At 65.2% G+C, this 13,592-nt stretch carries 9 protein-coding genes; 2 read left to right on the plus strand and 7 right to left on the minus strand.

Going from position 1 to position 13,592, the window contains the following annotated elements; all coding sequences use genetic code 11:
• The first annotated feature begins 11 nt into the window (after positions 1 to 11).
• A complete protein-coding gene (locus L880_RS0109535) occupies positions 12 to 830 on the plus strand; it encodes an outer membrane protein assembly factor BamD (protein ID WP_027475486.1) in 819 nt (272 codons plus the stop codon).
• A gap of 52 nt (positions 831 to 882) precedes the next feature.
• On the opposite strand, the gene yoaA is transcribed toward L880_RS0109535, so the two are convergent.
• Positions 883 to 2,922 (minus strand): DNA repair helicase YoaA, encoded by a 2,040-nt coding sequence (gene yoaA, locus L880_RS0109540; RefSeq protein WP_483772904.1) that lies wholly within the window; start codon positions 2,920 to 2,922, stop codon positions 883 to 885.
• Between the two features lie 61 nt (positions 2,923 to 2,983).
• Here yoaA and L880_RS0109545 point away from each other — a divergent pair, with 61 nt between their 5' ends.
• A complete protein-coding gene (locus tag L880_RS0109545; RefSeq protein ID WP_027475488.1) occupies positions 2,984 to 3,766 on the plus strand; it encodes a PP2C family protein-serine/threonine phosphatase in 783 nt (260 codons plus the stop codon).
• Positions 3,767 to 3,806: 40 nt separating this feature from the next.
• On the opposite strand, the gene L880_RS0109550 is transcribed toward L880_RS0109545, so the two are convergent.
• From L880_RS0109550 to L880_RS0109575, 6 genes are all read right to left on the minus strand, one after another.
• Positions 3,807 to 4,520 carry a hypothetical protein gene (locus L880_RS0109550; RefSeq protein ID WP_027475489.1) on the minus strand — a complete coding sequence of 238 codons (714 nt, stop codon included), beginning with the start codon at positions 4,518 to 4,520 and terminating at the stop codon, positions 3,807 to 3,809.
• Positions 4,517 to 5,626: a cell division protein ZapE gene (gene zapE / locus L880_RS0109555; RefSeq protein WP_027475490.1), complete on the minus strand. Its 1,110-nt coding sequence runs from the start codon at positions 5,624 to 5,626 to the stop codon at positions 4,517 to 4,519. The genes L880_RS0109550 and zapE overlap by 4 nt, the downstream gene beginning before the upstream one ends.
• Before the next feature lie 10 nt (positions 5,627 to 5,636).
• A complete protein-coding gene (lpdA, locus tag L880_RS0109560; RefSeq protein ID WP_019575393.1) occupies positions 5,637 to 7,064 on the minus strand; it encodes a dihydrolipoyl dehydrogenase in 1,428 nt (475 codons plus the stop codon).
• A 243-nt stretch (positions 7,065 to 7,307) separates the two neighbouring features.
• Positions 7,308 to 8,570 carry a 2-oxoglutarate dehydrogenase complex dihydrolipoyllysine-residue succinyltransferase gene (gene odhB / locus L880_RS0109565; protein WP_027475491.1) on the minus strand — a complete coding sequence of 421 codons (1,263 nt, stop codon included), beginning with the start codon at positions 8,568 to 8,570 and terminating at the stop codon, positions 7,308 to 7,310.
• 61 nt (positions 8,571 to 8,631) lie between these two features.
• Positions 8,632 to 11,508 (minus strand): 2-oxoglutarate dehydrogenase E1 component, encoded by a 2,877-nt coding sequence (locus L880_RS0109570; RefSeq protein WP_027475492.1) that lies wholly within the window; start codon positions 11,506 to 11,508, stop codon positions 8,632 to 8,634.
• Between the two features lie 351 nt (positions 11,509 to 11,859).
• Positions 11,860 to 13,587, minus strand: a complete 1,728-nt coding sequence (locus L880_RS0109575; RefSeq protein ID WP_084461185.1) for a serine aminopeptidase domain-containing protein — start codon at positions 13,585 to 13,587, stop codon at positions 11,860 to 11,862.
• Between the last annotated feature and the right edge of the window lie 5 nt (positions 13,588 to 13,592).

The following is a 13,592-nucleotide window of genomic DNA, read 5'->3' on the forward strand; positions in this document are numbered from 1 at the left end:
GGTTTCCAGTGATGCTACGTGCCAAATTATCCGTGGTCCCCGCGTTCGCGCTGGTTGCCTGTCTGTCTGCACTGTTGGGTGGGTGCTCGTCGACCAATGTCGACAAGACCGCCAACTGGACACCCGACCGCCTCTACAGCGAAGCCAAGGATGAGCTGAGCTCGGGCGCCTACGACAAGGCCGTGCCCCTGTTCGAGAAGCTCGAAGGCCGCGCCGCCGGCACCCCGCTGGCCCAGCAGGCCGAATTGGAAAAGGCCTATGCCCAGTACCGGGCGAATGAACAAGCCCAGGCCCTGGCCACCTTGGACCGTTTCATCCGCCTGCACCCGGCCAGCCCCGGCATGGACTACGCCCTCTACATGAAGGGCATCGTGAACTTCAATGACAACCTGGGTCTGTTCGCCTCGTTCACCCATCAGGATCTGTCCGAGCGCGACCAGAAGGCGGCCAAGGATTCCTTCGAGTCCTTCAAGGAACTGAGCACCCGCTTCCCCGACTCGCGCTACACCCCCGACGCACGTCAGCGCATGGTGTACATCGTGAACTCGCTGGCCCAGTACGAGGTGCACGTGGCCCGCTATTACTACTCACGCGGCGCCTATGTGGCAGCGATCAACCGCGCCCAGGTGGCCGTGACCGAATACCGCGATGTGCCTGCCACCGAAGAAGCGCTGGTCATCCTGGCCAAATCGTACGACGCCCTGGGCATGACCCAGTTGCGTGACGACTCCCGTCGCGTGCTGGCGCAGAACTACCCACAGAACGCCTACCTGGGCGGCCAGTCCAGCGGGCTCAAGAAATCCACCGGCCCCTGGTGGAAGATCTGGTAACAGTCCCTCGGGCCGCCCACCGTTTGCGGCCCTGTTGACGCAAGGCATCTAGCTATTGACGCAAGGCGTCAAGCGCCTGCATCAAAGCCAGCTGCCCATGCAAGACGGGCATGTCCGGCAGGGCCGCCAGCAGTTGTGGCCCATAGCTGCGCTGCAGCAAGCGTTCATCCGCGATCACCAGCACACCCCGATCGGTCTCTGAGCGGATCAGCCGGCCAGCACCCTGCTTCAGGGCCATGGCGGTCTCGGGCAGCACATAGGCCTCGAACGGTGACAGGCCCTGCTGGCGCAGGGCCTGGCTGCGCGCCTGCACCAACGGATCATCGGGCACCGGAAACGGCAACTTGTCGATGACCAGCATCTGCAAGGCGTCGCCCGGCACATCCACCCCTTCCCAGAAGGCCCCCGAGGCCAGCAGCACGCAGGGGCGCCCTGCCCCGCCGCCCTGGCGAAAGCGCTCCAGCAGGCGCCTGCGTGAGCCCTGCCCCTGCACCAGCACATCGATGCCCGAACCCGCCATCAAATGCTGCAACTGCTGGGCCAGCTCACCCAGCGCACGCAAGGAGGTGGCCAGCACCAGGGTGCGCCCCCCCAGACAACGCAAGGGCTCGACCAGCCAGTGCGCCAGTGCTGAGGCGTGGTCCGGGTCCTGCGCATCGGGCAGGCCCTCGGGCACGTGCAGGCAGGTCTGTTGGCGGTAATCAAAGGGGCTGGCCACCCGCAGCACGGTCGCGCGCCCCTGCAAGCCCGCGGGCCCGGTGAACCAGCTGAGGGACTCGTCCAGCCCCAGGGTGGCCGAGGTGAACACCCAGGACCGGACACCTGCCTGCGCATCCGCCGTGATCAGGGGCACAAGGGCCTCGGCAATGTTCAGCGGCGCCTCCATGCAGCGCGCCTGCCGCCCCAGCTCCAGCCAGCGCACCACCCGACCGGATGGGGGACGCATGAAGCCAGCCCAGCTCTGCTGCAACACATCCACGCGCTCAGCCAGGCGACGCAGCTCAGGCGCAGTCTCCGCCACCACCTGGAGTGCCTCGAGCACCCGCGCCAGGACGGCGGCCAACTGAAGCTCGGTTTGCTGCCAGAGCCCCGCCGCCACCCCCTCAGGACTGGCCCCCAGCCAGCGCAGGCGCACCCCTGCACGGGGCGTGTCCCGCCCCAGGCATTGATCCAAGGCCCGCGCCTGCTGCTCCAGCAGCGAAGCCAACTCCGGCCAGGGCTGAAAGCCGCGGGCCCAACGCATGCCTTCGTTGACCAGCTCGGTGGCCAGGCCGCGCAACTGGCGGGTGCTGAACTGGCGCCCCATGAACTGCACCCCGATGTCGTTGAGGCGATGCGCCTCATCGAAAACCACGGTCTGCACCGAAGGCAGCAGTTCGGCCACCCCCGACTCACGCAATTGCAGATCGGCGAAGAACAGGTGGTGGTTGATCACCACCACGTCGGCCAGCATGGCGCGCCGGCGGGCCTCGTTGACATGACAGCCCTGCCAGGCCGCGCAGCGGGTGCCCAGGCAGTTGTCGCGGGTCGAGGTGATCAAGGGCAGCAGGGGCGAGGTCTCATCCAGCTCAGGCAGCTCGGCCAGATCACCGGAGCGCGTCGAATGGGCCCAGCGCTCCACCTGGGCCAGGTGTCTCAGCTCGGCATCGCCCAGGTAGTGCCCATCGCGACGCGCCGAAGCCAGGCGCTGCGTACACAGGTAGCTGGCCCGCCCCTTCAAGGGGGCCACACGCCGGTTCACCCCCAGAAAGGCCAGCAGCCTGGGCAGATCACGCGTGGCGAGCTGATCCTGCAGATTGCGTGTGGCGGTGGCGACCAGGGTGCGACGACCACTGAGCAAAGCGGGCAGCAGATAGCCATAGGTCTTGCCGACACCGGTGCCGGCCTCGGCCACCAGCACGCCACCTTCAGCCACGCATTGCGCGACCGCCTGGGCCAGACGCATCTGCCCCGCACGGGGCCTGAAACCCGGCTCAGCGCGCTGCAGAAGCCCCCCTGGGCCCAGCCAATCGGCCACCTGCGCCGCCCAAGGCGGCGCCCCTGAGCCGGGCCCTATTGAAAAAGACAGCTCCGGCTGCGATTCGCTTGTCATTTCTTCACACGATAATAGGTGACCACTTTGCGCGAAACTCCTGCAGGTTGAAGTCCCTATCATGTCTCAAGGTTACCGACTTACCGCTTCCACGGGCATTCACAAGGGAGATCGCGAGTACCAGCAAGACCAGGTGGCCTTGCTGAGCCATGCCCGTGTCAACGGCTGCGTGCTGGCCGTGGTGGCCGATGGCATGGGGGGTCGCAGCGGCGGACGCAAGGCCTCGGACCAGGTGATGCTCAGCGCGCGCCAGTTGTTTGAGCGTTTCGCGCCAGAGAACGATTCGCCCCACGAGTTGCTGCAGCAGTTGCTCAAGGAAGCCCATCTGGTGATCAAGCTCACCGCCATCTCGGCCGAGCAGGAACCCCACAGCACGGTGGCCGCATTCCTGATCCTGCCCAACGGCGAGTGCCATTGGATCCATGCAGGCGACTCGCGCATCTACCACTTCCATGGCGACCGTCTCATCAAGCGCACCATGGACCACTCCTATGTGCAAGCCCTGGTCGATCGCGGCGAGCTGACCGAGGAAGAGGCCAGCCACCACCCGCAGTCCAATATTCTGCTGGGCTGCCTGGGCACCGAATCGGACCCACCGATGGCCTACCACGTGATCGACCAGGTCAAGCCCGGCGACTCGCTGATGGCCTGCAGCGACGGGGTGTGGCATTACTTCACGAACGCCGAGCTGGGCTCTGTGCTGGCCGGCCTTTCGCCGCGCGAGGCCACCGAGTTCCTGATCGACAAGGCGCGCAGCCGCGCACGTGGCGGCGGCGACAACCTGTCACTGGTGGTGGTGCGCATCGAGCCCCTGGTCGGCACACCCAGCGCCATCCGGCGCTGAAGTCAGCAAGGCCTGATCCAGGCCTGCTCCGCAGCAGACCTCAGGGACGCACGGCGGGCACGCCACCCGCCTCAGCGGGCACGGGCAGAGGTTTGCCACGCGGGCCGGGGCTGTTCTTGGCATCGCGCTCCACTTGCTGACGGTGGCTGGCGGCATCTTGCTGCTTGTCCTGAAACCGGCGGGCCTCCTGAGGGGCTTGCGCGGCCTTGCTGGCGCGCTCCGCGGCTTTCTCGGTGGCCTGCTGCTGCTTGCGCTGCTGCTCGGCCTGGCGCTCTGCCCGTTCGCGCACCTGATTGGCCGCATTGGCGGCCTTTTGTGCCGCTGCGTTGGCGGCATCGGTGCTCTTCTGAACGCCTTGCTGCTGGCGATTCATCAAGTCGATGTCGCGCTCAGGCGAAGACACCTTGTCTTCGATGCGGCGCAACTGCTCGCTGGAGCGCAGGCGGCGCTCCCGGTCATTGAGGGTGATCTCCTGGCGCTTGAGATCAGCCATCACCTCGCGGTGCTTGACCCGGGCCTCCAGCAGGCAGTCGTTGACCGCGAAACGCTGGTAGCAGGCACTTTCCACCTGCTGCTGGCGCAGCATCTCGGCGGAACGCTCTCGCTCGATGCGTGCTCGCTCCACCTCGGTGAAAGAAGGGCTTGCCTGTGACGGCGCAGGCTCGCCCGAGAGCGACTCTGCGGCCGGCACGGGGCCCGCCAGACAGAGCATGAGCGACAGAAGCGGCCACTTCAGGGGCGATGCAGGCGTCATGTGAGGCTCGTGTCGACCAGGCGGCGTTCCAGCGCCAGGAACTCGGCCGACTGCATCTCGTTGAGACGCGAGACGGTGCGCGGGAACTCATGCGCCATCGGGCCCTCGGTGTAGAGCTCCTCGGGCGGCACGGCCGCCGACAGGATCAGCTTCACCCGACGGTCGTACAGCACGTCGACCAGCCAGGTGAAACGCCGCGCCTCGGAGGCCCGGCTGACCGGCATGTGCGGCACGCCGCTGAGCAGCACGGTGTGGAACTGGGTGGCGATCTCCAGGTAGTCATTCTGGGAGCGCGGGCCACCACACAGGGTTTTGAAGTCGAACCAGACCACGCCGCCGGCCTTGCGCAGGGCATGGATCTCGCGCTGCTCGATGCGCATCACCGGGTCTTCGTCCTTGGTCTCGGCCAGTCGGGCGAAGTTGTCGCGCATCTCGGCATCGGCCTCGGCCCCCAGAGGGGTGATGTAGGCCCGCACCTGCTCGAGCGTGCGCCGGCGGTAATCGGTGCCGTTGTCGACGTTCAGCACGTCCATGCGCTCGTTGAGCAAGGCAATGGCCGGCAGGATACGGTCACGGTGCAAGCCATCGGGGTACAGATCGTCCGGCTTGAAATTGGAGGTGGTGACAAAGCCCACCCCGTTGTCGAAAAGGGACACCAGCAAGCGGTGAAGAATCATCGCATCGGTGATGTCGGCCACATGGAACTCATCGAAACAGATGAGCTTGTAGCGCTTGGCAATCTTGGCGCCCAGCACATCCAGCGGGTTGACGGTGCCTTGCAGCGCCGTCATCTCGCGGTGCACCTCGCGCATGAACTCGTGGAAGTGCAGCCGAACCTTGCGGCGGATGGGCACGGCGTTGAAGAAGCAATCCATCAGAAAGCTCTTGCCCCGCCCCACCCCGCCGTACATGTACACGCCACGCGGGATCTCAGGCCGATTGATCAGCTTCTTGAACGAGTTGGAGCGCTTTTCCTTGTAGGCTGCCCAGTCATTGGCACAGCGCTGCAAGGCCTCGACAGCGCGAAGCTGCGCGGGGTCACTGCTGAACCCCCGCGCCTTGATCTCAGCCTCATAGGCCAAGCGAACGGCATTCGATCCCGACATGCGTGGCTGATCAGAAGTTCAGCGTGCGCTTGTCCACGGCCAAGGCAGCTTCCTTGGTGGCTTCGGACAGCGAGGGGTGTGCATGGCAGATGCGGGCGATGTCTTCGGCGCTGGCCTTGAACTCCATGGCCACGACGGCTTCGGAGATCAGTTCGCTGGCCATCGGGCCCACGATGTGAACGCCGAGGATCTCATCGGTGGTGGCATCTGCCAGGAACTTCACCATGCCGGTGGTGTCGCCCAGAGCCCGTGCACGACCGTTGGCCAGGAAGGGGAAGGTACCGGCCTTGTAGGCGCGGCCGCTGGCCTTGAGCTGCTGCTCGGTCTGGCCCACCCAGGCGATTTCGGGGCTGGTGTAGATCACCCAGGGGATGGTGCCGAAGTTCACGTGACCATGCTGGCCGGCAATGCGCTCGGCCACGGCAACGCCTTCTTCCTCGGCCTTGTGGGCCAGCATGGGGCCACGCACCACGTCACCCACCGCCCACACATTGGGCAGGTTGGTCTGGCAGTCGTCGTTCACCACGATGGCGCCGCGCTCGTCGAGTTGCAGGCCGACGGCTTCGGTGTTCAGGCCGATGGTGTTGGGCACGCGGCCGATCGAGATGATCAGCTTGTCCACTTCCAGGTCCACGGCCTCGCCCTTGGCGTTGGTGTAGGCGACGCTCACGCCCTTCTTGCCGTTCTTGATCTCACCGACCTTGACGCCCAGTTCGATCTTCAGGCCTTGCTTGTCGAAGGCCTTCTTGGCTTCCTTGGCGATCTGCTCGTCCACGGCGCCCAGGAAGGTCGGCAGGCCTTCGAGGATGGTGACTTCAGCACCCAGGCGGCGCCACACGGAACCCATTTCGAGACCGATCACGCCCGAGCCGATCAGGCCCAGCTTCTTGGGCACGGCGCCCAGACGCAGTGCGCCGTCGTTGGACAGCACGTTGACTTCGTCAAAGGGCGTGCCGGGCAGCGCACGGGCGTTCGAGCCGGTGGCGATGATGATGTGCTTGCCGGTGATGGACTCTTCGGCGGCGCCAGCCACCTTGATCTCGTAGCCGCCTTCAGCCGCCTTCACAAACGAACCACGGCCGTGGAAGAAGCTGACCTTGTTCTTCTTGAACAGGTACAGGATGCCGTCGTTGTTCTGCTTCACGACGGTGTCCTTGCGGGCAATCATCTTGGCCACGTCCATCTTGACGTCCGACACCGAGATGCCGTGGTCGGCGAAGTGGTGCGTGGCGTGGTCGAAATGCTCGGACGATTGCAGCAGGGCCTTGGAGGGGATGCAGCCGACGTTGGTGCAGGTACCGCCAGGCGCCGGGCCGCCCTTGTCGTTCTTCCATTCGTCGATACAGGCCACTTGGAAACCCAGTTGGGCTGCACGGATGGCGGCGATGTAGCCGCCGGGGCCGCCGCCGATAACGACGACATCAAATTGTTTGCTCATGTGAAATCTCTTGAATCAGTTGGAACAAAACCCACCAGGGTGCGCGCTGTGTCCGCTTTGCACCCGGTGGGTTGGAATCCTCCCCCCTGAGTCGCCTGCGGCGCCATCCCCCCAAGGGGACGATGCCGGTGGCCGGGCAAAGCCCGCTCCACGGCATCTCTGGCCTGGCCTGCTCCGCGGCCATCAGACGATGCTCGGCAGGCCAGTTTCATGGGACGCGCTGGTGAGGAGGGTGTTGTTGGCTCAGATGTCGAACAGCAGGCGCGACGGATCTTCCAGCGCTTCCTTCATGGCCACCAAGCCCAGCACGGCTTCGCGGCCGTCGATGATGCGGTGGTCATAGGACATGGCCAGGTAGTTGATCGGACGGACCACGACCTGACCATTCTCGACCACGGCACGGTCCTTGGTGGCGTGCACGCCCAGGATGGCCGACTGCGGCGGGTTGATGATGGGGGTCGACAGCATGGAGCCGAAGGTGCCACCGTTGGAGATCGAGAAGGTGCCACCGGTCATCTCTTCGATGCCCAGCTTGCCGTCCTTGGCCTTCTGGCCGAATTCAGCGATCTTCTTTTCGATGTCGGCAAAGCTCATCTGGTCGGCGTTGCGCAGGATCGGCACCACCAGGCCGCGGGGCGAGCCCACGGCGATGCCGATGTCGAAGTAGCCGTGGTAGACGATGTCGTTGCCATCGACCGAAGCGTTCAGCACCGGGAACTTCTTCAGGGCATGCACGGCCGCCTTGACGAAGAAGCTCATGAAGCCGATCTTCACGCCGTGTTCCTTGGTGAAGGCATCCTGGAACTTCTTGCGCATCTCCATGACCGGGGCCATGTTGACTTCGTTGAAGGTGGTCAGGATGGCATTGGTCGACTGCGATTGCAGCAGACGTTCGGCCACGCGGGCACGCAGGCGGCTCATGGGCACGCGCTGCTCAGGGCGATCGCCCAGGCTCGGGGCGGCAGGGGCAGCCACTTGCGGCAGCGACTTGGTGGGCGCACCGGTCGGGATGACGGACGGAGCAGCAGCGGGCTTGACGCCGGCGGCCACAGCACCCAGCACATCACCCTTGGTGACGCGGCCGTCCTTGCCCGTACCGGTCACGGCACCCACGGCCAGACCGTTGTCGGCCAGCAGCTTGGCGGCAGCGGGCATGGCCACATCGGCCTTGGAGGTCGAGGCAGCGGCGGCAGCGGGGGCTGCAGCGGCGGCGGGGGCCGCAGCCGGTGCAGCGGCAGCGGCCGGAGCGGCGGCGCCTGCCTTGCCTTCGGTGTCGATGCGGGCGATCAATTGATCGGCCACCACGGTGGCGCCATCGCCTTGCACGATTTCAGCCAGCACGCCGCCAGCCGGTGCCGGCACTTCGAGCACCACCTTGTCGGTTTCGATTTCGATCAGGATTTCGTCCACGGCCACGGCTTCGCCGGCCTTCTTCCTCCACGTCAGCATGGTGGCTTCGGCCACGGATTCAGACAGCTGGGGGACTTTGACTTCTACGATTGCCATATCAATTCTTTCGGTATCTTGTTCTGGTTCGACGGGGGCTTTTGCAGCCCCCTTCTTGCATTTACTTGGTCAGCACGAAACCCTTGAGCTTGCTGAAGGCGCCATCCACGAGGGCCTTCTGCTGTTCCTGGTGCAGGTGGGAGTAGCCCACAGCCGGCGAGGCCGAAGCCGCACGACCGGAGTAACCCAGCTTCTGACCGTCGAGCATGTTCTCGTGGATGTAGTGCTGCACAAAGAACCAGGCGCCCTGGTTTTGCGGCTCGTCCTGGCACCACACGATGTCGGTGGCGTTGGGGAACTTCTTCAGTTCGGCCGCGAACACCTTGTGCGGGAAGGGGTAGAGCTGTTCGACGCGGATGATGGCCACATCGTCGGCGCCCTTCTCTTCGCGCTTCTTGGCCAGGTCGTAGTAGACCTTGCCCGAGCAGGCGATGACGCGCTTGACCTTGTCGGCCTTCTTGAGCACGTCTTCCTTGTGCTCGCCGATGACGGTCTGGAAGCTGCCCTTGGTGAACTCGATCAGCGGCGAGGTGGCGTCCTTGTTACGCAGCAGCGACTTGGGCGTCATGATCACCAGCGGCTTGCGCAGGTTGCGCACCATCTGACGACGCAGCAGGTGGAAGATCTGGCTGGCGGTGGTCGGTTGCACCACTTGCATGTTGGTGTCGGCCGACAACTGCATGAAGCGCTCCAGGCGGGCCGAGCTGTGCTCAGGGCCCTGGCCTTCGTAGCCGTGCGGCAGCATCAGGGTGATGCCGTTGACGCGGCCCCACTTCACTTCGCCGGAGGCGATGAACTGGTCGATCACCACCTGGGCGCCGTTGGCGAAGTCGCCGAACTGGGCTTCCCAGATCACCAGGGTGTTGGGGTCGTTCGAGGCGTAGCCGTATTCAAAGCCCAGCACCGCTTCTTCGGACAGGATCGAGTCGATCACCACGAACGGGGCCTGGTTCTCGGCCACGTTCTGCAGCGGCACGTAGGTGCCGGTGTCCCACTTTTCACGGCTTTGGTCGTGAATCACGGCGTGGCGGTGGGTGAAGGTACCGCGACCGCAGTCTTCGCCCGACAGACGCACCGGGTAGCCGCTGGCCACCAGCGAAGCGAAAGCCATGTGCTCGCCCATGCCCCAGTCCACCGGGATGTCACCACGGCCCATGGCTGCGCGGTCGTCATACACCTTCTTCACCAGTTGGTGCGGTGTGATGCTGGCCGGGATGGTGGTGATCTTGGTGGCCAGACGGTGCCATTCGGCAGCCGGGATGGCGGTGTCACCCGAGTCGGTCCACTTCTTGCCCAGGTAGGGGCTCCAGTCGACGGCAAACTTGCTCTTGAAGTTGGTCAGCACCGGGTCGACGGTGTGGCGGCCGGCATCCATGGCGGCACGGTATTCCTTGACCATGTCGTCGCCCAGGGTCGCGCCCAGGCCCTGGGTGGCCAGCTTGTCTGCATAGAGCTTGCGGGTGCCGGGGTGGGCCGCAATCTTCTTGTACATGAGAGGCTGGGTCAGGCTGGGGGTGTCCTGCTCGTTGTGGCCCAGCTTGCGGAAGCAGGTGATGTCGACCACCACGTCCTGGCGAAAGGTCATGCGGAACTCGAGGGCGAGCTGCATGCACAGCACCACGGCTTCCGGATCGTCACCGTTCACGTGCAGCACCGGGGCCTCGACCATCTTGACGATGTCGGTGCAATAGGCGCTGGAACGCATGTCGCGCGGATCGCTGGTGGTGAAGCCGATCTGGTTGTTGATGATGATGTGCACCGTGCCGCCCGTGGTGTAGCCACGGGTCTGGGCCAGGGCCAGGGTTTCCTGGTTGACACCTTGACCACCGAAAGCGGCGTCGCCGTGCACCAGCACCGGCAGCACCTGGTTGCCATGTGGGTCGTTCCGGCGGTCCATGCGGGCACGCACCGAACCTTCGACCACCGGGTTGACGATTTCCAGGTGGGAGGGGTTGAACGCCAGCGACAGGTGGACCGGGCCGCCAGGGGTGGTCACGTCCGAGCTGAAGCCCTGGTGGTACTTGACGTCACCGGCCGGCAGGTCTTCCGGTGCGGTGTGGTCGAATTCGGCAAACAGGTCCTTGGGCATCTTGCCCAGGGTGTTGACCAGCACGTTCAGACGACCGCGGTGGGCCATGCCGATGACGATTTCCTGCACGCCCTTGGCGCCGGCCGACTGGATCAGTTCGTCCATGGCGGCGATGAAGCTTTCACCGCCTTCGAGCGAGAAGCGCTTCTGGCCCACGTACTTGGTGTGCAGGTAGCGCTCCAGGCCTTCGGCTGCGGTCAGGCGGTCGAGGATGTGCTTTTTCTTGTCGCCGCCGAAATTCGGCTTGCTGCGGATGCTTTCCAGCTTCTTCTGCCACCAGGCCTTCTGGTCCTGGTCGGTGGTGTGCATGTACTCGGCGCCGATGGTGCCGCAGTAGGTTTCACGCAGGGCGTTGTGCAGTTCGCGCAGGGACATGGTGTCCTTGCCGAAGAAGGTGTTGCTGATGTTGAACACCGTCTCCTGATCGGCATCGGTGAAGCCGTAGTAGGAGAGTTCGAGTTGGGGGATGGGAGCACGCTCGGTGCGCTTGAGCGGATCCAGATCGGCCCAGCGGGCGCCGACGTTGCGGTAAGCGGCGATCAGCTGTTGGACGGCGGTGCGCTTGCGGCCCATTTCGGCGTCGGCACTGGCCACGACCACTTTGGTCTGGCCCGACTTGGCGCGCTCGGCGAAGGCGTTGATGACAGGCAGGTGGGGCACGTCACGGGCGTTGCTGCCGTCGACGGCGGGCACGTGCTGCAGGGCGTCGAAGTAGTCGCGCCAGGTGTCAGGCACGCTGCCGGGGTTGGCCAGGTAGTTTTCGTACATCTCTTCGACATAGGGCGCGTTGCCCCCGAAGAGATAGGTGTTGCCTTGGTAGGCTTGATAGACGGACGAAGAATCGCTCATATTCCGCGGACCTCCGCTCCCCTCAGGGAAGCATTAGCTGGTTGATAAACCTTCCGCGACACGGCTGAACCGATTGGCGGATGCGACAGTGGCTGGGGAAGGGCCTTTTGCGGACGCGATTGTGCCACCGAATGGCCCCGCAGCAAGGAGTCAGCCCCCTAAACCGATGACCGCAGCATTGCTTTCAAAGTGACACCCCGGGACCGCCCGAGCAGCCACCCGCGAGCACTGACGGCGGTTGCAGGCCGTTGGCGCAAGATGTCCCGCACTTGCCTTCGAAAGCCTTCAACGGGCCTGTTCGCACCAAGACCAATGCTTGCCGAATGTTACGAATTCGGCGCAGAAAGTATTTCAGGCGCCCCGCGACGCCACGAATTGCCTGACGATTTGGATCAGGTTCTCGGAGTCCGCGGCCGCCGTGAAGGTGTGATCGGCCCCCGGCACCAGATGCACACGGGCGGCCGGATTGCGCAGCAGACGCCGCCCACCGGGGCCAAAACAGGCCTGCAATTCGTTCAGCCCGGGATCGGTGTCGGCGTAGACCAGAAACAGGGGCAGGCGCTGCTTGGCCAGCGCGGCAAACAAGGCCTGCACCTTGGCGGCCCTCGGCGCCAGTGCCCAGCCAGCCGGCAACCGCGCCTGCAAGGCCGCGGCACAACGAAACCACACAGCCTTGCCGACCTGGCGGAGCACCCCGGTCACGGCCACCTCGGCGCGCCACAAGCGGCGCCAGAAATGGGCCGAGAACAGCACTCTCCAGTAGTGGCCCAGTCGCTGGATCTCGACCTTGGCAGGCGCGCCCTCCTCCTGCATCTCGCTGCCAAAGGCGGGGCCATCCCAGAGAAAACTCTGCGGATTCACCATCACCAGCCCCCCCATGCGGGTTTCATGGACAGCGGCATGCAGGCCCAGGTAGCCCCCCGAACAAATGCCGAAGACGATGGGGCGAGTCCAACCCTGCCCCTCCAGCCAGCTCAGCGCATGGCCGACATCCTCCAGCGAGGCCTGGCTGTAGAGCGCCAGGCTGCGCCCTCGCACCACGGGCAAGGTGTCGCCGATGCCGCTGGCATCCATGCGCAAAGAGGCCACGCCGGCCGCTGCCAGCGACCGAGCCAGGGCCACACTGAGGCGGTGGTGTCCGGAGCGCGGATTGCCACCAGTGTTCAGAATCAGCACACATGGCCCCTCTGGATGGGGCCCGTGGGGGCGGCAAAGAATGCCGAAATAGGCCTCGCCCGGACCGAAGCGGTGCCCGGATTCCAGCCCCTGGGGCAGGTTGAGCTCCGTTGCCAAAGGCAAGGCTGGCTCATGCAAGGAACCCAGGCCAGCGCCTGGCGCACCCTGCTGCGCCAGCCACTGGACACCCTGCGCAAAGCTGGCCTCGGCCGCCTCGACCAGATGGGGTTCGGCCCGCAAGCCCGCCAGATCGGGCATCTCGTGCACGCTGAATTCGGTGCCACCCGCCTGGGCGTGCACGGGCCCCAGCTTGGCCAAGCCGCGGACACCCGCCTCGCTCAACATCTGCACGGCCAGCGCCGGGCGTCGGGCCAGGCAGTTCAGGTCAAGCGACTGCAGCCCCGCCAGAGTGGCATTCGAAAGCCACCAGCCATAGAGGTAGAAGCCATCCCCCTGGGCCGCCGCCTGGGCGGTCAACTGGAGTTCGCGCACCAGATGCCGGCCCGATGGCGGAGGCGACAGCAGCAGCAGGGCCCGCACATCGGGCTCGGTGCTGGCCACCTCGGCCGCCAGCAAGGCGCCCAGACGGTGACCACACAGGCTCAGCGCCACCCCCGGAAAATGGCCACGCGCCCAGGCCAGTGCCGCGCGCACGCCGGCCAACCAAGCCTCGGTGGCATCCACGGAAGCGGTCAGGTCGACGCTGTCGCCCAGGCCTGGGTAGTCCAGGTGCAAGGCCGCCATGCCGGCCGCGGCCATGTCCTCGGCCAGGGCCCCCAATGCGCGGTAGGCGTACAGACCCTCACCACCAAAGGCATTGCACAGAACCACGAGGTGGCGGAACAGCCCATCGGCAGGCGCATGCAACTGAGCCCGGCAGCCGGAGAAGACGACAGATTTCATGACGA

It is taken from the genome of Curvibacter gracilis ATCC BAA-807 (genome assembly GCF_000518645.1).
In the GTDB taxonomy this organism is placed as follows: domain Bacteria; phylum Pseudomonadota; class Gammaproteobacteria; order Burkholderiales; family Burkholderiaceae_C; genus Curvibacter; species Curvibacter gracilis.

Bases quoted from the DNA above. Each gene is read 5' to 3' on its own strand.
- lpdA (WP_019575393.1), bottom strand. From the start codon at position 7,064: ATGAGCAAACAATTTGATGTCGTCGTTATCGGCGGCGGCCCCGGCGGC.
- yoaA (WP_483772904.1), bottom strand. From the start codon at position 2,922: ATGACAAGCGAATCGCAGCCGGAGCTGTCTTTTTCAATAGGGCCCGGC.
- L880_RS0109550 (WP_027475489.1), bottom strand. From the start codon at position 4,520: ATGACGCCTGCATCGCCCCTGAAGTGGCCGCTTCTGTCGCTCATGCTC.
- zapE (WP_027475490.1), bottom strand. From the start codon at position 5,626: ATGTCGGGATCGAATGCCGTTCGCTTGGCCTATGAGGCTGAGATCAAG.
- L880_RS0109535 (WP_027475486.1), top strand. From the start codon at position 12: ATGCTACGTGCCAAATTATCCGTGGTCCCCGCGTTCGCGCTGGTTGCC.
- L880_RS0109570 (WP_027475492.1), bottom strand. From the start codon at position 11,508: ATGAGCGATTCTTCGTCCGTCTATCAAGCCTACCAAGGCAACACCTAT.
- L880_RS0109575 (WP_084461185.1), bottom strand. From the start codon at position 13,587: ATGAAATCTGTCGTCTTCTCCGGCTGCCGGGCTCAGTTGCATGCGCCT.
- odhB (WP_027475491.1), bottom strand. From the start codon at position 8,570: ATGGCAATCGTAGAAGTCAAAGTCCCCCAGCTGTCTGAATCCGTGGCC.
- L880_RS0109545 (WP_027475488.1), top strand. From the start codon at position 2,984: ATGTCTCAAGGTTACCGACTTACCGCTTCCACGGGCATTCACAAGGGA.